We start from the raw sequence: 18,125 nt of genomic DNA, 5'->3' as shown, positions 1-18,125 counted from the left end.
TTCTCTGGGCTCTTCGCCGCCACCTTTGCCGTTGTCTCCTTGACATTCCGCTTGACCGGCGTTATGAAGACAATCCTATCACACCATTGTTTTACGAACCCAAACCTGCTATGTATCTAAAAAACAAAATAAAAAAGGTACCCAATTCGGGTACCCCATAACAATGAAGATATGAGTGTAGGTGCACACTCATTAACAAATTCAGTATAACATGATTTTCTATTCTGTTAAGTTCTCAACTCGTTTAAACGTAAAACCGATAACACTTTAACATTTTCTTAAACGCTCACAAATCATTGTTTGTAACTTACGTAAATCTGAAATTGTTGCTTGCCTAATAAAAGCTTTAGCATGTGCTCGTTCTTGACTATAACGCTGTTTTTCGTCTTCCGCTGACGGAATCAACTTACCTTTATTAGTATGTTTAATAAGAAGCTGTTCCTGTTCAATTCCGTATACATTTGCAAATTGAGCCAATCGCTGTCTAGGAACTTTAATTTCGTGATTTTCATATTGTGATAACGTAGCAACTGACACTTTAATCCCATATGACGCAAGCTTTTCGCTTAACTTGGTTAACGAAAGCCCTTGCTGTTCACGTAACAGGCGTAGATTATCAGCAACGTACTGATCGCCATATAATTCAATTAAAGAAACGTCAAAGAACTGTGCTATTTGCCGTGCCCGTTCTAGAGACATGCTTCGTTGACCACGTTCATATTTTGCTAACGTGTCAGGTGAAACTTTAATTCCCTCTTCACTGAGCTTTTTACTAAGTTGTGCTAAAGATAATCCATGCTGTTTGCGAATGGCACGCATTCCCATTTCAATCACCTACTTTATCGTTGCTATTCTATCAAGAGTATAGTATTACCCGCAACAACATGGGTTTATTGAATTAATTAAACATTATGTACTCGGGATTTTTCTTAAATCCCGAAAGAATTTCTTATTCACTTTTATGATACTAAAGCTAAGAATTGTTTTTTTAATGACAAATTAACTTTAATAGCTTTGCTACCTGTCAATAAAAGACTCCCCAAACAAAGCGTTGCTAGAATTAATACAAGAAAAGCATTAAATGATAAAAAGATACTTGCAATAAGCCCAACCATGCAGATTGCCATGAAAACAAATAACCCTGTAATCATTATAACTTTAAGTGGCATAATCATTTCCATACCGATGCGCTCAACCATTGCACTGTATGTGGTATTTGTGAGATCAAGCCCACAATTATGATCACGAAATTCTTTCACGGTATGTTTTGCATGCCAAACCAAATATATAAAAGCAACTTCAAACAGTGCCAAACAAGTACAATCCAAGATACCAAAAAATAATAATATATTGTTCATTTTAATTAACCTCCTAAGCATAAATTACGCGAAAATTATACACTCCAAACTGGCGTGAAACTTGACGCCTTAGACGCTTTAATCCCCAATACGTGATTGCTGAAAGAATATACGACGTATGATTCCGATAAGATTCCGCAGGCATTACGAGACGATGCGCATTATGGTACTGAGGAACATATACGACCCCTAAACATTCTGTATGCATTGCTGTGTGATAATCAATCGCATATACAGGTACACCTGATAATGTAGTCGTTGTCTTATAAGGAGTTAAATAATAACGTTTCATAGTCGATCTCCCGAAATTGATTAACTGGCTGCAAGTTTATTAGTCCTCCTTCCCAATCACCAAGCTAAATGGGCATTTCGCAACGTTTGCTCCGCCTGAGTTGGACTTTCCCCTCGCAGCTGATCTATAACGTTATTCAAACGATTAATTAAATTCTGTAACTCGGTGTTTGTTTGCTGCGACTTAATGTTATTTAATTGCTGTTGAATATTATTTAATGCATTTTGATATGCTTGGTTATCGTTGTCTTGCTTATACTGCTTAATTGCATCTCGTAGCTCTTTAACTTGCGCTGCAAGATCAGAAATGTGTTGAGCATTATTATTAATTCGCGATGTTTGCGATGTTTGCTCCGCCTGATTATCTTGGTTGATCAAATGTTGATGATGAATTCCAGCAACAATAAGTCCAATTACTATTAAAAAAACAACAATCCATGACCATTTACGATGATGCTGGAGTTTACCATTTCCACCACGCTTTTGAAATTGTGTACCAATTAAAACCACCGAAAGAGCACCTACATATTTTTGATCCGAACTACTACGTCCATCCCGAAAGAGAATCGGAATAGACTGCGGTAAACCGACCCGTTGTTGGTCTACCATTGATTTATCAAATGAAATCTGATCAGTTACGTCTACTCCGGTCGTTGTCATCGCTGTAAGACCTGTACGTCGAATCAGCTCCTGATCAGTCATTGCATTAAATTCCCTTGGTGTCAGCTCTAGTTCACGTGTTACCATTCTTAATTCTGGTTTCTCCAACTTTTACACCTCTTTTACTTAAATTATTCCTTTATAAGATTCTCATCATGAATGTTATTAATAATTTCCAACTGCCTTTTACAAGCAATCATGAAATTCTCAAGTGTGCACCCTCGCTTATCAGAAAATTTCCACTGGATCTTATTATTACCGCAACAAATAGGAACTGCCGGTGCAACTACAAAAGACGCTCGTTTATCTGACCAATGTACCAAATAGCGGTTATTTTTATTTCGCGGTTCCAGTGTTTTTAAAACAATATCGCCATCATAAATCAAAGTACCGTGCATATCTTTTTGACCAGTACCCATTTCAATATCAAAATCAGGCATAACCCCCAGCACAACTTCAGCCGCATCTTTAGAGAAAATGGCGGTAATATCTTGCAACTTCTTCTTTCGGTATTTATGTGTTCCATAATCATAAATCCTAAACCGTAAACATTCGCGGCTCATTTCTTCAACTAACATAACACTACCTTCTTTCCCTTAAATTAAACATTGAATAATTACGACGAGAATGACGACGGTAATAGCGACGAAAGAGGTAATAACAAAGTGTACCAATCCCAGCACCTACAACTACACCTACCCAACCGTGCATTAATCCATGAAGATAAGCCAAATGATAAAGCATTCTCCGTACTAATTGCATTACAAAATGTGCCATAAGATATTTCATAATTAATCCGCCCTTTTTAGTAGTATTTATTTCTACGCCAATTATTATATCATATATAAATACACTTGCAACTGTATTTATAAACAAAAATTACTTTTATTCATTGGTTCATACTTTGTGCTTGCTCCTCATTCTCTGGTTACTGTTTCATCCACGCTACTGGTGGTTGCTTACTTTGATACCCCTGATATTCAAAATGATAGTTATTAAAACGATAAATCCAGAGCTGGTAAATCGCACCGTTTTTTGCCATCTCATAAAGTTCACTGATATCAATGTGGTCGTCAAATTCCCAAACTTCAATTTGTTTATTTCGATGAATATCGGTAATCGCTGAGCAGATGGAAGCATAGCCACCATTATTTTTTGTTAATCCGTATGCTCCAAGCTCTAACGTCCATTTAAGTCGATCAGTAGAACACCGAGGGTTAACACAAAACACCGCAATAGCGTCTGGATTTAAATGATGTTTGTGGGCCATTCTGTAAGTTGCCCAAGCCGTTGCTAATACGCCACCATTATTGGAATTTAACATATGTTTTTGAAGTTGTCTTCGGTTAGTCATTATTAATCACCTTACTTTAGCTGTAACTTGCGGTGTGTCGTTTTTAAGTTGTTTTAAAAGAAAGGTTCTTTATCGTTCATTGGTGTGCCCCTTAGTTTAAAAATTGGTATCCATGATACCCAACCCAATTAATTAATTTACTTAGTAGAAAACAAATTATTGTTATTCGTATGGCTCCATGCCCACTTTCTTTAGTCATCATTAGTCTCTTTGCTTAGAATTCCTCTTTTCTTCTTGTATCAACGAAGTAAAATATTCCTCACATAATTCTTTAAATGAATCAGATGCTATATGCTTTGAAAAGTCCTTTCTTAAATCATCTAAAGACCAATCACTAAATATACCCATGTTATTCGCCTCTTTTATATCTATTTTTAGCTTATATTTTCGGATCTTCGTGGATGTTCCCGATGATTCTGTTATCGAGAATTTCAAATGTTTCAGCGTCATCGTTAACCATTTCATCTACTGTTATTAATTCTGGATACTCGTTATCATCATTATCGTTAGCCCAGAAAATTCCATTTTTAAGGGTAATTAAAAGACGTTCCTTGTAGATTTCGTCTTCCTTTTCTGTTATTTGTACAACATCGCCTTCATAGATTAATCGGCCTTGTTTATCCTTTAAACCGCTACATTGTTCTAGTACGTAACGTTCACTATCATCAATCTCAGCGATACTTAATACGCGAATATTGCCAGCCTGCGAAATAACGTTTAATCCTCTTTCGACACCGTAGATGTACTTCTGTTTTTGTTTATCCCATGCGCGGAATTTGTACTTATCGTGCATTGCTATTCTCCTTCCCGTAATTCTTCGGCGACCTTGTCATAGAACAACCGGTCAAATTCAGCAGGTGCTTGCTTGACAGGATTTTGCTTGTGCAATTCATCAGCAACTTCCTTTTGCAGTTGCCTAATGACATTTATTAGTTCGTATTGGATGCAGAGTCTATATGGATTTTTATCTTGCGTTCCTGATTTTAAGAACTTAATTTCGCGTAATGTCATTGTCTTGCCGAGGTTCGGAAGCGTAACTGATACGTCACTAACGTCGGGGTTAATTAAAATTGGCTTATCAGCTATTAGAAGCTGTTTGGCATAGATTAGATTTTTAATGATTTGAATGCAATTCTTGAGCGTCACATTGTCGTTTTTATAACGCCCGCTAAGACTATTCGCCATGCCTAGACAGCTCTTAATGAATCGGGGCATGTCGTAGTACAGGATGTCATACTTAGCGTCGATAAATTGACTGACAAACGGATCGTGCTGGTCATATGCTAACGGGTCTACCACAAAAGGCTCAATTAGGTTAGGGTTTCCTTTCCGAATTAAGCGCCAAGCCTGGAGCACACTGTATTCTTTAATATCGTATGTGTGTCCCGGTTCGTCGATAATCCGCTGGCTTGATACTGGTGTGCTAGTAAGTACTTCTTTAGGCTTATCTTCAACTAGCACAACAAAGTCGCTATCGGAGTCATCAGAAGCTAGTCCGTTAAGCTTAGAACCGCTTCGCCAAACGCCAATAGCGTGGTGTGGACCGTCAAGCGTGGTTATTAACTGTTTGGCAATGGCACGTTCAGAATTGTTTTCCATTTTCTGTTCTCCTTTCTTAGTTCATTATCATTTCTTCTTTCCATTAACTAACATTAGTTCTTCGTCGTTTAGTTCCACGTGAGCGTTATTGATGATAGTAGCAATCTGGTCAATGTCATTATTGTGAAAGCCCAGGTTCTTTAGTACACTAGTAATCGTGTCACTAGTAGCTAGACGTTTGATTTTTTGAACTTCGTGTTTACTCTTATTTTTAGCGTTGGTAGTGACAATCTTAGTGGTATAGCTGATTCCTTCCGTCGCAGCAATGGTGCTTAACGCGACGGAATCACCAATAACGTCTTTAAAATTTTGGTACTTGTCTTTTAAGCTGATGTGGGAAGAAATGTTGTTACTCCCCTGCTCTGTACCAACAATTAGGTGCATAGTATATTTACTTAAGTCTGGATTGTTCATCTTTTCCCTCCTCAAGTCGCTGTTCCTTGCTGTTAAACAATCACTAAATTGATGCATAGTTGGGTTCTTAGTAATTTTGTCGCTCATGATTTCAGATCCTTTCTGATTAGTTCATTACGGTCATAAGCCGTGAAGCCGTTGGTTCTAGTTTTAGTAGCAGACTGTAACCAAGCTTTTTCAAAGGAACGTTTTGACCCTTTGAATCTTCGATACATACTAATTCACTAACATCGTAACCATTTGATGTTTCTTTAATAGCTCCATATCATCTTTAGCACATTGCTTTTCAATTTGTGCTTTGGAAGGCTGTTCTACGTAAATCGGTTGCGTTTGACTCACTGAACTAGCATTGGCTGAATTACCAATTAACGGCATTACAACGGCACCAATCAGCATTAAATTCTTAATTGACTTAATCATTTTTATTTCACTTCTTTGTTGTGAAGGTCTGCTTCCTTAACGAAAGTCCCGTTAACCGTCTTGCCCTTCCGGTTAGCAATATGACGCCAGGCATTTTCCCAACACTTATTTAATGGAATGTTCCTTTGCTTAGCGAAGATAACTAGCGTAACTAGCACATCACCGAAGCTATCCATCAGATGAGCATCATTACCTTTGAGATAGTCTTCGGTTAATTCGCCACATTCTTCGTGGAACTTCAATAACTGGTTCGATTGCATCAAGGCGTTTAATTCGTCCTGCGAAAAAATTTCATTAACTTCGGTTTGCAATAAGTGACGTTTGTCTGCCCACTTGATTACATTCTTGGTAAATTCTTCAAAAGTCATAATTAATCTTCTCCTATTCGTGGATTATAGTTGTGTTCCGGGAAAGCATTTATGTGCTCCTAAGAAGGAGTTTTCTAAATAAGCTACTACTGCTTTATGTTGTGCCCAGGTCTCGTCTTCTGATTTGTCATCATCATTACAATCATAGTGATACCGTAGTTTTAATTTATCGTTATTGAGTGTATATAACGTATAAAATGGAGCGACCTCAACATCGCCATCATCATCAGACGCATCATAATTAACTATTAATTTAGAGTTTTTGTCTGAAACACAATCGGTATTACTTCCAACAATATAAACGTTTTTTGTATTAATTTTGTTGGCATCACGGCTTAATTTTTGAATTACCCTATCATAATGAGTGTGTAGCTGTTCCATTTTTAAGGCTTTTCCACCAGCTAGACAAAGTAAGAATACGGTCCATGCTGCTAATGTATATTTAAATATCTTTTTTAACAGCAAAAAGTGGTTAAACTTATTTTTCTTCATGTACCAGTTAAATACCAACAGCACAACTAAACTAACAAGTGCTAATGTTAAAAATGTAACTATAACTGCTGGCGAGGCTTGGTAAAACTTTATCAATTTAGCATGTTGATTGTATTCAGCTATCCACGTACTTAATTTCATTTCTTTTAGTCCTCTCTAATCACTAAATAGTGATAATTCATTATTCTGTTCTTTAGCAAAAACACTCCAACGAGTCTTACCGCGCTTATCTCCAAAAAGTGGTTGACATTTAATGGCACTTAAAACATCAGAAAATGATACTTGTTCCTCGTTCCATTTAAATACCAACACACCGTTTGGCTTTAAGACTCGCTGACATTCCCAAAAACCATCATGGATAACCGTTGGCCACGTTTTAGGATTTAAGCTGCCATACTTTTTTCGTAGCCACGAAGATTCTCCCGCATGGATTAAATGAGGAGGGTCAAACACGACTAAATCAAAAGATCTGCCGTCAAATGGCATGGCGGTAAAATCAGCTAAAACGTCTGGATTAACATCAATAATGTGACCCGTTGCTAATCGCTCATAGTAACGTCGTTTATCCATGAAAGTAACTCTCGTATCTTGCTTGTCATACCAAAACATGCGGGAACCACAACAAGCATCAAGGATTCGCATAATTTTGATTACACTCCTCTCCTGTTTAGTGGATGACTATTGAAATTACAGAAGCCAATAACCTTTTCTTTAGTAAATTCACCGGCTTTAATATCCACGGTATGCTCTTCTTCCCTTCCAAGGCTTCACAATGTAGCCGTGTACACAAGGGATTAATTCCTCAAATAAAATCTTTTCTTTATCTTTCTTAGAAAGATGCTCCTCAACTTCTTTCATTTCCTGATATAGCTCTGGCAAAGGATGACAAGCGAGATAAATTTCCTCACTGTAAAGACGTTCCCATTCAGCAGAGCGTTGCAACGGATTCTTTGTAATATAATCACGATAGTATTTCTTATAATCTTTCACTACAGCCATTTAAATTCTCCTTCCTAACCACAACACGCCAAAATTGGTGAGCATAAATAATTACCTTTTTCCTTTATCAAATAGATGACCAAGTAACATACCAAACCATAGTGCTAACAAACACGTTACAATTGAAATTATTCCTTCAATCCATTGACCATTAAAAAGGCTTTGGAATGATCTTTCCCAATCCGAGAAAAGTGAAAAAACAGGTTTTATCGCCCCTGTTAAAATTAAAATTGTAGTGATAATTGTACTGAGCACATCGCCGAAAAATATATTGCCCATTACGGAAGGAAATTTATTGTTATCCTCGCACGTAATAACAGAACGACTATCGATATACGATTTCTTTACTTGTTTAGTTACACATTGATGCTGGCTTCTCCGTTTACTGGCCAAGCGAAACCGCTCAGCACGCCATTCTTGTTTATCCATTTATGTCATTCCTCTTATTCAATTATTATTCTGTATTATCTTCTTAGCCCGAAAACTTTCCCTTACTACAACATGCCAAAGAAAAACCCCTTAAAAAATGCGCCAGCAAAATTTAAAAACCACATTAACTTCACTTCCCTTCAATTAATCGTCTTCGTCATCATCCGCGGCATATACAATTTCATCATCATCTGCGAAAATATCGCTAATAGTGGATTGGTCATCTTCATCCGAAATCGGCGCCCGTTGAAGCCGTTCCGTTAACTCATCCTCCGTAACACTGTCAGCCCGTTGTCCACCATGAGCTTGCGTTTGTATTGGTTCGTTCTGGCAATTTTTTACTGATTGGGAACCAGTCGAAACATCTTCATTCACTGCATCTTCTTCGTCCGGTGCTTCAAAGAGATTATCTCGAAGTTCTTCAAAAACCCATTCCGGCACTCCCATAACGGTTTGGTGAATTGGCTTGATTTGTTCAAAGTGTGGCAAGTTATTAGCTGAATGGCTTAGTTCATTTACATAGTCCATTGCGGTCTGAAGATTTACTGCCAAAGGTTCGACTGCATGGTTATAATCCATACCATCCGTTTGATAAAGGTCTTGATGATCATGTTCAAAATATGACCGCACCCGCATAAAGTATTCATGCATAATGAGATCCACACCGGCAAAGTCAGGATTCGACCGGTTAATATCTTTCCGATAAGCTTGGACAGCAGCTTGATCCTGAGCATTCTCTTGCGGATCCATCCGATATGGTGAATGATGCAGCTGTTGGTGATCCACCTGCGTTACCTTTAAGTGGTCGTATGGCACCGGGGAATTCTTATCGTTATACCGAATGGCAATCGTATATTCCTGCATCCGCATCAGTTCTTCTGGGGTGATATTTGGTACTTGCTGGAAGTTTCCCCGCAAACTAAAGCGGTCATTCCGCGGGCCCTGTACTTTCGTATCGGAGTACGCCTTTTTAAATTCCTGATGTGTCCCGAACATCGCCGAACTGTACTTAGCGTCGTTAGCTTCTGCATCTCCGAAGGCTACTTTCGTCCGCAGGGTGGCCATTAACGTCTTCGTAAAGGCATCGCCAAACTTATTCGTAATCTGAGCTGGCGACTGAACGATTGACATTAGTGGCGTCCCGTATTTCCGGACCTGTCCAGTGGTCTGCACGTATTCTGCGGTCATGTAGTCAACGTGTTCATCAAAGTAAATCGGCATTAGTGGTTCGGCGGCCGCACCATCATCCACCATGCGCCGTTGCGCTGCGGAGAAAACCAACGCCTGTTCAATCTTGGCAATCATCCGGGAGTTTTCTACGGAAACGCCTGGGGTACTCTTCCCGGTGTACATCAGTAAGATGCCCCCGGTATGGAAGAAGTTATCGATCGAGAAGTTATCATTCACTTTGCGATTAAAAAAGATCCGCCGTACATACGCATTTTCGGACATGGTGTTTAACGCTACCCGGATTTGTTTAACGTAGGATTCCTGTCGATCAAAGTAAACGTATTTTCCTCGACGATGGGGTGTTAATCCCTGCTTTTCCGCACTTTCGATATTCCGTTGGGCGCGCGATTGGACAAGTTTACCCTGGGCATTAACCGTGGGTTCATCTTTATACTTTGCAACATTACTTTGGAACCAAAGATGGATATTATGAACGTTCATATAAGCAGTCCGAATCTCATTAAATGGAATCACTAAGTTGTAACTTACGGGACCACTGAATGATTGATCCGTGGCATTAACTAAATTGCTAATAAATTGCTCTTGGGCAATAAATCGTTTAGTCGGATCAATATCTGCTTGCTCGTAAGCATCATAAACTTGATTAGCTCGGGTATGGAATTCAACATCCGTTGGTTCCTGGACCCGCTTTAATGCAGCTTTAAATGCTGGAGAACCGCTTTGCTCATACGTTACAATGTCTGTTTCAATTGTTGGATCAACGGGAACTTGTAAATCGACGTGTTTTCGTGCGTATAGATAATAGAGTGCTTGAAGTTTCCGCAAAATCTCTTCATACACGGTAAGTAACTTCAAATAATCATCCGTCTTAGCGGTATCCAAGCACGTGTCAAATAACTCATCAAAGGATACCGGATATGGTTTCATTACCCCCGCCATCTTAACTAATAAAACGTAGTTTTGAACCCAAGATTTCCCGGATGAATCGAAGAAAGGATTACCCTTCCCATTACCACTATCCATTAAGCCACCGATACATGAGACCAACATGTTGGTTACAGCTTGAGCTGGCCCCCGCATTAGATTAATCGACTGTGAATCTGGATTGCCAGGATCCAACCACCGAATCATTTCTGACGGAATATTTAAGTCTTTATGCGCTAATTCATAAGCATCCCGACAAAGATCATTGGTCGTGTCCATCGCAACAATTCCACCTAAATACCTGGCAGCAACATTTTTAGAGTAGTAATTGGGTAATTCACGTAGTTGCGGATAAGCCCGAAGAAACATCACATAGTGAATTAAGTCCTGCGAAATAGCCGGCTTAAAAATACTTCCCGATTTACCAGCACCGTTTGTCCCGGTAACTAACATCCCGTTTGCCCGGTCCTGAACGTTAATCGTGACATCATCCCCAGTAATCAAACTCTGCCCCATAACCAATACCGGTTCATAACTTGGCACGTGACCCCCTAAGAGTTCATGAAGTGGTTTTAACCGGTAGCGTTCTTCATTTAAAGCCACATCAACGTTCTTGTGAAACCGGGTAATATTGTTTTCAATTGTCTTATACGTCGTATACATCAACATTACCGGTGCAGCGAGTAACAATGTGTGAACGGGCATTAAAAACCGGCCGGTAAAAGCACCAATAAATGCTGGGGTGAGATAGAACATGCCCCACGTTACGCCATGCCCAGGATGCGCTGCTAAACGCAACATCGGATACAACCCAAAGTTAATGGCCACTTGCATGGCTGCTGCCGCAAATAACGCTAATGTCCAAAACATATGCGTAATCTGTTCCCGTTGGTTCGTAACTTTCTCATCATCTGAAATAATTACTTTCTTTCCATGGCGACGTAAAAGCCGGGCTCGGGACATTAATTTACTAACAAAAACATTATCCGCGGTTGTGACACACATAAGGCCAATTAAGGCGGTCCATAACCCCGCTGCAATTAAAAGATTAAGTAGTGACGGATGAAATGGGGGGATCAATGCCGGGATGAAACCTGCTCCAACACTCACAACTGCTAATTGGTGCCATAGATGAGTTCGCTTTTCGTAAGTGTCCACCACTCCACTTAAATCCTGGTCTGTATCTTCATAACTTCCCCGCGCATCGTAGCCAGTAACAATGCCCTGATTCAGGCGCTTTAAATGCCGCATAATACGGCCATTCTTTTGGTTAGCGTTGTAATATGCCCGATAAATCCAATACCCGGAGCGCTGTTCATTATCACGTTCATTGGCGGTGGCGATTAACCGTTGTAACCATCCTGACCACTTGCTAGTTTTCGGCGCAGTCTCCACGTGGCTTGATTCCTTTTCACCAGCCTTGCGAGGTCGAATCCGCCGGTGTGGCCCATAAAAGAAATTGCGACGCTGAGCATCGTCCATCGCATGTTGCTCTTCCCGTCGGGCATAGTCATCTGCATCATCCCACCTTTGTCGATCGTTATCATCGTAATAAGCCATCACGCTACCTCCTAAATCGCTACTTCGTTTGTGTAATTAAACTAATTAATAACGCCACGCCTAAAAGCACTAAACCTGTAATTACAGTGCCCACAAACCGCCGTAATCGTTGCTCAATCTGATGTTCATCAGCACTGCGTGGATAAAGCACCTGCGCGGCATCGTTGGCTGCAAACCCCACAATACCTAGCCCAGCCCAAAAAATTAGGCTAATGATTAATGCTGTCAAATGCGGTAGATAAAATTGATGGATATGAAAACACCGCTTTAACCAACGCCAACCCAGGGTAATAATCTTTAACGCTGCTGTAATGGGGACAAGCGTTCCAATATATAGCAGCAAATAATGTGGCAACTGGATTGCTCGACGTACAATCCTTTGCTTTACTCGTTGCTTCAGCGATGGCGCCGTTTGTTCGGCTTGCTTAGCATTATTAATTTGTTTTGCTTTTTTCATCCTGAATTCTCCTTCCGAACGGTTGAATTATACCATAGTTACAGTATATTCTAATATATGGAAAGAGAATAATTTCTTTATAAATGCCAATTAACATGTATTTCTAACAGAGGAGGATTTATCATCGCAACCACAAAGAAATCAAGTCACGATTATGGTGTATCGGTTTATATCAACGAACGACTAAAGGCTTTTGTTGGTGATAAACGGAATGTCGCAAAACTATTAACCCATTTAGAGAACTTCGCTACCCAACTATACGGGCGAACTGTGACTCTCGATGAATTATTAGCGCAGCCGGATACCTTGATGAAAAAACTTAATGCACAAATGCGAGAAAAGATCCAGGATGAATACGCCGCTTATACGGCGAAGCTGTTACACCAAGCCCACATTCCGGGCAAACCAGCATTATCTCCAACTGATGAACCGACATCAGAAACGAACGAGGAGCAACGCTTGGTGGAGGGAAAGCCGGATGAAGTTGTAGAACCCACTGCGGTGAAAACTGACCATTTGACGAAAGCTGAGACAAATGGCCCCACAACAACGGCACGAGTCACTCCAGACGAGGACAAATCTGATAATGCAGAGGATAGCAACAATTCACCTTCATTAACGGATTCATCTGCTGATAAACAGAATGAAGCAAACCCGAAAACTACCATGGTGGAAGTCGAAGATGACCGCCCCATTGATCAATACTTTGGGGATCCCAATTAATGCAATTCTGGTTATCTGTGCTGGGAATTCTGTATATTGTCGGTTGTTTGTTATTAATTTTATTATAGACAGTGTTATGTATAAACGTATATATGATAATACAGTTATATAATGGAAGTTGCTATTGCTGTTATTAAGCGTACTAATACGTTATTTAATTAATAAGTACATTATAATTAATGTTATTAGTTATCGTATATACGTTAATTATTAAGCGATAATGAGGAAGGTGATTTTAATGGTAAAACCCGCACTATTATTACTAGCTGAAAAAGAAGAAGGTCAGTGTAAGCTCTACAAAGAAGCTTATTTTGCACACCAACAAGAAATTCCGTACCGTTTTTACTTTACTTCGCTACAAGGACATGTAGATGAATTAAAAGCCCAATCAAAGGAAAAATGGACCGCTGAAAATGCATTAAACATTCCTCCAGCTTTTAAAACGTGGGATTTTGCTCCAAATGCGGTTAACACGCCACAAGACAGTCCTTATCAGATCAAAAAAAGCTGTCAATCAAAGTACAACTACATCATCAAGGTGTTAACTGAACATCCTGAAATTGAGGGTATCTGCATCGGAACAGACGATGATATTGAGGGATCATTTTTAGCTAGTGCCTTTCTTTCCACGCTACCCGCTAAATACCAGCGGCTTCCCCGCTATCGGCTTTTTATTGATGATTTATCTAGCCAGACTATCTTAACGGCAATGAAGCACCTCCCACGGGAAACAGAATGCTTGCCGGACAGTAATGCCACCTTCGCATCGTTCAATAACAGCGGAATTCTTCGTTCACAAATCAACTTCGCCATGGGAACGTCCTTGACCAGAGCGCTCACTGTGAAAGCTCAGAAGTTTATTCGGGTCGGCTACGTTAAAGGGCCGATTATTCAGTTAGTCAATAAGCGATACCAGCAGTTCGTTAACTTTAAACCCGAAACATTCTATCAGGGGAGTGCTACCATCGTGCATCCGAACGGTAACTTCTCAGCTAAACTGGTGGATGAAAAGAACCACCAGCTCCGGTTTAAAACACAACCAGAACTCCAGCAAATTCTCCAAACGTTGCCGCAACAGAGCACAATTTTTAAACAGGAACGGAAGCGCAAAATTACCCTGGCACCGCAGTTCTTCAAAAAAACGGAACTCCAAGGGGTTCTCAACCAACGGTATAACATGTCATTGAAGCGTTCTGATCAACTTCTCGAAAAGCTCTATCATCAAGACTTGTTATTAACCTATCCCCGGACAGATTCCGTAGTAATTAAACGCGCACAGGCCCCGGAATTACCAGCTATTGTTACCATGTGTATGTCTATCCCGGCCCTCAAGCCATACGCACAACGAGCCTTAAAACTTAATCGCTTCAAGGAAGTTGTCAATGATCCGCGAAAAAGGTGGGTGAATGACAAAAAGGTATCTGTCCACCCAGCATTAATGTTAAATACCAAGGAACACAAGTCCTTTAACTGGGATGACTATTCTCGGGATGAGCAGCAGATCCTTTATGAAGTTGCTTTGCGTTGCCTCTTGCCCTTCTTAGAGCCAAAAGAAACCGCAGAAACCAGTATTGATGTTGCTGGTAATGACACTTATCATTGGCGGGCTACTGGCTCCACTATTATTAAAGCTGGTTGGTCAGAACTAAAACATAAGCGGGCGACGGATGACGAAGTTAAACACAGCTTACCAACAGTGAACGTAGGAGATGACGTTGACATAAAATCAGAGGCCGTTAAGGGTCAGACTAAACCTCAACCGTTATACACGATTAAAACGTTAATGACGCATTTAGGAACACTTTCAAACTTGCAAGACGTATTACCTAATGACGAGCGGAAACTGTTGCAAAATTTTGCTCAAGGGATTGGAACTAGTTCTACGCGTGCAACCATCATTGACCAACTTATTAGCAATAAAAGTCTCCGGCTGACTAAAAAAGGCGAACAGTTTCCGGCTAAACGCTTAATCCCGACCGATGCGGGAATTGATTTAGCAGATACTTTAAATCAAATGGGAATTTTACAGCTATCAGATGTTGTTCACTTTGAAATGGACTTAACTGCTGTTCAAAATCAGGAAATGTCGGCTACAGCATTTCAAGAAAAATACTTTGATCTTACGCAGAAACAAGTTGACCAGGTGCTTAATGTAGGTAAACTCCAGATTTCAACATTAGATTCACAAGAAACCGAAGTTCTCGGTCGTTGCCCCCTCTGCGGTGGTAACGTAATTGAACGGAAGAACTCTTATACCTGCGAACATTGCCAGTACACCAAAATGGTTACAGGTGAATGGAAACATTCCGGGTGTAACTTTTCCATCAACAAACACGCTTTTGATGCTAAACAAGCCCTTTCTAATAAGACCATGCAAAAGCTTCTCGCTGGAGATGTCAGCTCACAGTTAACGTTCCATTCCCGACGTAAGAACAAGGACTACAAAGCTCGACTACGCTATAACTTTGATAAACAGCAACTAGAGTTAGTGTTCTAAAGTACACTACTCTAAACCGACAAGAGGGTCTCACAAGTTGAGGCCCTTTTCTTATGACGAATTGACCGTTATACGAAAATAACATTATAATTGCAAGAGAACCTAAAATTACGAGGTAGTTACAATGAGCACAATAAAGCGAAAAGAACTCGTCCATGAAGTCGCACAACTGGACAATATGTCTGATGAGGAAACGTTAGTTGCTTTAAATTCCTTAATTACAGTGATTCGTGAGCATTTATTAACTGGGGATCGCATTATTGTCCCTGGGTTATGTACAATTGAAACAGCGCTTCGTCTTCCTAAAACAGTTACCACCGCATTCGGTAAGAAGCGATTAAACAGCTATACGTTAAAGAAGCGAGTCAGCGCGCGAATCACGCCAACAACTGCTTTAACCAAGTTTTTAGCCAACCACCAAGAACAATTACTAGCTAACTACAACGAAGAACCAGAATCAGACGAGGAACATTAGTATGAGACATAAAACAACACAATTTATTGCTTTTGGCGGAATTAAGGGTGGCGTTGGTAAAACCAGCTTATTGTGGAATTACGCTGCGTTTTTGGCCAAAAAAGGCCTTCCAGTTTTGATGGTTGATTGTGATCCTCAACGTGGGCTAACAGCACTTGCGGGAAGTCTTAACACCGCGATGAATAGCGAACAAAACGTCGATTTAATCTTCACATCTAACTACTTAGATTGCAATGTTCAAATAATTACACAAAACAGCACCCTACTTCCAGGTAACGAAGTTTTGCCGAACAATGGGGATTCAAGATATTTTGTAAAATGGTTACAATACATTAAGTTACAAACTGAATACCAAGTGGTTTTGTTTGATACCTCATCGGGGTTAAATGAATTAAACGATTTAATCTTTGCCCATATGGACCAAATTATCGACGTTATTACTCCCGATAGTTTAAGTATTGTTGCCAATACCGAATTCCAGGAACACTTAGCTAGAATTACAGTTCCGAAAAATAAAATCGTAACGATTGGGAACAAGTTTACTGAATCAACGTTGTCTCATCAATTTCAAAAAGCATTATCAAAAATAACAAATAAAATGTTTTTACCGTTGGTACCAGACTTTCAAATACTGGAATATAATAAAAATCCGCTAGTTAACGTTATAAAAGAACATAGTGAGTATCAACCATTTATTGAACTTTTTCAATTGTTATACAAGTAACCCGGAGGAAACAAATGCAGATAAAGGACGCCTTAAAAATCGGCTTTGAACACTCCAACAAAGTTAAAATTAAGCAATTAGGTCTTAATATCAAAAGCGGGAGCGAAGCCAATATTGAAACAATTGCATCAACATATTCATTAATTGATCGATATAACGGGAGTGAATCCAACCCCTCTCCACTTAAAATCGATCATACAAATTGGTCTCTGTTCATCACAAAATCTGCTGAAAAAGAACAACGAGTTGAAGAACTCAAACAGGGACACAATCTTAGTATTTACTTATCAACGCCAGCTACCTTAGTAGGACAACTTAACGCTGTTGCTGAACTATGTGATATGCGAGTTGGCGATTATATTATTTGGTTAATTGATTACACGTTAAATCATATGAACAAAACGGATATATCTAGTTATCCGTTATATCAAGGAATCAACGGACTATATTTCCCAAAAAGGCCTGTTGGATCACTTATTCCTAAAGAATTATGGTTAGACTTGGGAAAAGCACTAAGCGAAATTAATCCTGATCTTCATCAAAGCGCGTATATTGCTTATTTACTTGCTGAGATTTTTGAACAGGTTAAACGCTTCTCCAAAAACGAAATATAATTCTAACTTTCAAGCCGCTCTCCTTTGAGGACGGCTTTTAGTATATATTAATACTATGTACCCCTATTATATACGTTTATTATATACTAACGATATGTGTTTTAACTTGTAGCTATTTATATGAGCATCGGCAATAAAATAGAACAATTATAGTTCGTCACAACTCCTAACGCACGAACTCCGATATAGTGCGTAACATAATACATACCGATAATAATTATTAGTATATGTATAACTACATAAGTGGTTATATAACACGTTATATATTGTATTATGTACTCTCATATGTAACTGTCTATGCTGCTACACGAAGAACATTTTCATTCAAAGAAGCTCAACACCCAATTAATGATTAATAACTTTCACCAAAAACCAACTAATATATACTTTTATTATGTACGTTGATTATATACTACGGTTACATAATAGAAATATATATTATTAATCTCTAGCATATGTCGAAAGATATACGTCATTACAAGTATTATTATATAATAATGTATATACTTGATTATATAATCAAATAATGCAAAACGCTTTAATGATAGTCATGTTAAGTATCAATAAAAATTAGCT

The 18,125-nt window shown here is 39.2% G+C and carries 21 protein-coding genes; 5 read left to right on the top strand and 16 right to left on the bottom strand.

The genetic code is table 11. The features are described from left to right. Positions 1-267 precede the first annotated feature (267 nt). The 16 genes from ACI3E1_RS07205 to ACI3E1_RS07130 form a co-directional block, all read right to left on the bottom strand. Positions 268-825, bottom strand: coding sequence for a helix-turn-helix domain-containing protein (locus ACI3E1_RS07205; RefSeq protein WP_405024977.1), 558 nt, complete (start codon positions 823-825; stop codon positions 268-270). 134 nt (positions 826-959) lie between these two features. Beyond that, the gene (locus ACI3E1_RS07200) at positions 960-1,358 is read right to left on the bottom strand and encodes a hypothetical protein (protein WP_405024976.1); all 399 of its coding nucleotides are present in this window, start codon (positions 1,356-1,358) and stop codon (positions 960-962) included. A gap of 348 nt (positions 1,359-1,706) precedes the next feature. Further along, complete coding sequence (locus ACI3E1_RS07195; RefSeq protein WP_405024975.1) at positions 1,707-2,417, bottom strand: hypothetical protein; 711 nt, start codon at positions 2,415-2,417, stop codon at positions 1,707-1,709. A 23-nt stretch (positions 2,418-2,440) separates the two neighbouring features. Continuing rightward, positions 2,441-2,887, bottom strand: coding sequence for a YopX family protein (locus ACI3E1_RS07190; RefSeq protein ID WP_405024974.1), 447 nt, complete (start codon positions 2,885-2,887; stop codon positions 2,441-2,443). A gap of 350 nt (positions 2,888-3,237) precedes the next feature. Then, complete coding sequence (locus tag ACI3E1_RS07185) at positions 3,238-3,663, bottom strand: hypothetical protein (protein ID WP_405024973.1); 426 nt, start codon at positions 3,661-3,663, stop codon at positions 3,238-3,240. Between the two features lie 379 nt (positions 3,664-4,042). Then, positions 4,043-4,456, bottom strand: coding sequence for a YopX family protein (locus ACI3E1_RS07180; protein ID WP_405024972.1), 414 nt, complete (start codon positions 4,454-4,456; stop codon positions 4,043-4,045). Between the two features lie 2 nt (positions 4,457-4,458). Further along, positions 4,459-5,262 carry a DNA polymerase beta superfamily protein gene (locus ACI3E1_RS07175; RefSeq protein ID WP_405024971.1) on the bottom strand — a complete coding sequence of 268 codons (804 nt, stop codon included), beginning with the start codon at positions 5,260-5,262 and terminating at the stop codon, positions 4,459-4,461. A 27-nt stretch (positions 5,263-5,289) separates the two neighbouring features. After that, entirely contained in the window at positions 5,290-5,676 is a 387-nt protein-coding gene (locus ACI3E1_RS07170; RefSeq protein ID WP_405024970.1) for a hypothetical protein, read from the bottom strand. Between the two features lie 216 nt (positions 5,677-5,892). After that, positions 5,893-6,096 (bottom strand): hypothetical protein, encoded by a 204-nt coding sequence (locus ACI3E1_RS07165; RefSeq protein ID WP_405024969.1) that lies wholly within the window; start codon positions 6,094-6,096, stop codon positions 5,893-5,895. A gap of 2 nt (positions 6,097-6,098) precedes the next feature. After that, positions 6,099-6,464, bottom strand: a complete 366-nt coding sequence (locus ACI3E1_RS07160; protein ID WP_405024968.1) for a MazG-like family protein — start codon at positions 6,462-6,464, stop codon at positions 6,099-6,101. A 24-nt stretch (positions 6,465-6,488) separates the two neighbouring features. Next, positions 6,489-7,097, bottom strand: a complete 609-nt coding sequence (locus tag ACI3E1_RS07155) for a hypothetical protein (RefSeq protein WP_405024967.1) — start codon at positions 7,095-7,097, stop codon at positions 6,489-6,491. A gap of 15 nt (positions 7,098-7,112) precedes the next feature. Continuing rightward, on the bottom strand, positions 7,113-7,601 hold the full coding sequence (locus tag ACI3E1_RS07150; protein WP_405024979.1) for a class I SAM-dependent methyltransferase: 489 nt from the start codon (positions 7,599-7,601) through the stop codon (positions 7,113-7,115). An 84-nt stretch (positions 7,602-7,685) separates the two neighbouring features. Beyond that, positions 7,686-7,955: a hypothetical protein gene (locus ACI3E1_RS07145; RefSeq protein ID WP_405024966.1), complete on the bottom strand. Its 270-nt coding sequence runs from the start codon at positions 7,953-7,955 to the stop codon at positions 7,686-7,688. 51 nt (positions 7,956-8,006) lie between these two features. After that, entirely contained in the window at positions 8,007-8,384 is a 378-nt protein-coding gene (locus tag ACI3E1_RS07140; RefSeq protein WP_405024965.1) for a hypothetical protein, read from the bottom strand. A gap of 144 nt (positions 8,385-8,528) precedes the next feature. After that, positions 8,529-12,059 (bottom strand): TraM recognition domain-containing protein, encoded by a 3,531-nt coding sequence (locus ACI3E1_RS07135; RefSeq protein WP_405024964.1) that lies wholly within the window; start codon positions 12,057-12,059, stop codon positions 8,529-8,531. Between the two features lie 19 nt (positions 12,060-12,078). Continuing rightward, a complete protein-coding gene (locus ACI3E1_RS07130; protein ID WP_405024963.1) occupies positions 12,079-12,516 on the bottom strand; it encodes a hypothetical protein in 438 nt (145 codons plus the stop codon). A gap of 309 nt (positions 12,517-12,825) precedes the next feature. On the opposite strand from ACI3E1_RS07130, the gene ACI3E1_RS07125 reads away from it, so the two are divergent. The 5 genes from ACI3E1_RS07125 (at position 12,826) to ACI3E1_RS07105 (ending at position 17,549) form a co-directional block, all read left to right on the top strand. Next, on the top strand, positions 12,826-13,239 hold the full coding sequence (locus ACI3E1_RS07125; RefSeq protein WP_405024962.1) for a hypothetical protein: 414 nt from the start codon (positions 12,826-12,828) through the stop codon (positions 13,237-13,239). A gap of 238 nt (positions 13,240-13,477) precedes the next feature. After that, positions 13,478-15,736, top strand: coding sequence for a DNA topoisomerase (locus ACI3E1_RS07120; RefSeq protein ID WP_405024961.1), 2,259 nt, complete (start codon positions 13,478-13,480; stop codon positions 15,734-15,736). Positions 15,737-15,860: 124 nt separating this feature from the next. Next, on the top strand, positions 15,861-16,211 hold the full coding sequence (locus tag ACI3E1_RS07115) for an HU family DNA-binding protein (RefSeq protein ID WP_405024960.1): 351 nt from the start codon (positions 15,861-15,863) through the stop codon (positions 16,209-16,211). A gap of 1 nt (position 16,212) precedes the next feature. Next, positions 16,213-16,935, top strand: coding sequence for a ParA family protein (locus ACI3E1_RS07110; RefSeq protein WP_405024959.1), 723 nt, complete (start codon positions 16,213-16,215; stop codon positions 16,933-16,935). A gap of 14 nt (positions 16,936-16,949) precedes the next feature. Next, positions 16,950-17,549: a hypothetical protein gene (locus ACI3E1_RS07105; RefSeq protein WP_405024958.1), complete on the top strand. Its 600-nt coding sequence runs from the start codon at positions 16,950-16,952 to the stop codon at positions 17,547-17,549. The last annotated feature ends 576 nt before the right edge of the window (positions 17,550-18,125 follow it).

This window comes from Ligilactobacillus sp. LYQ139, assembly GCF_045033025.1.
Classification (GTDB): domain Bacteria; phylum Bacillota; class Bacilli; order Lactobacillales; family Lactobacillaceae; genus Ligilactobacillus.
The sequence above is the reverse complement of the archived record's forward strand: the minus strand, read 5'-3'. Positions and strand labels throughout refer to the sequence as shown.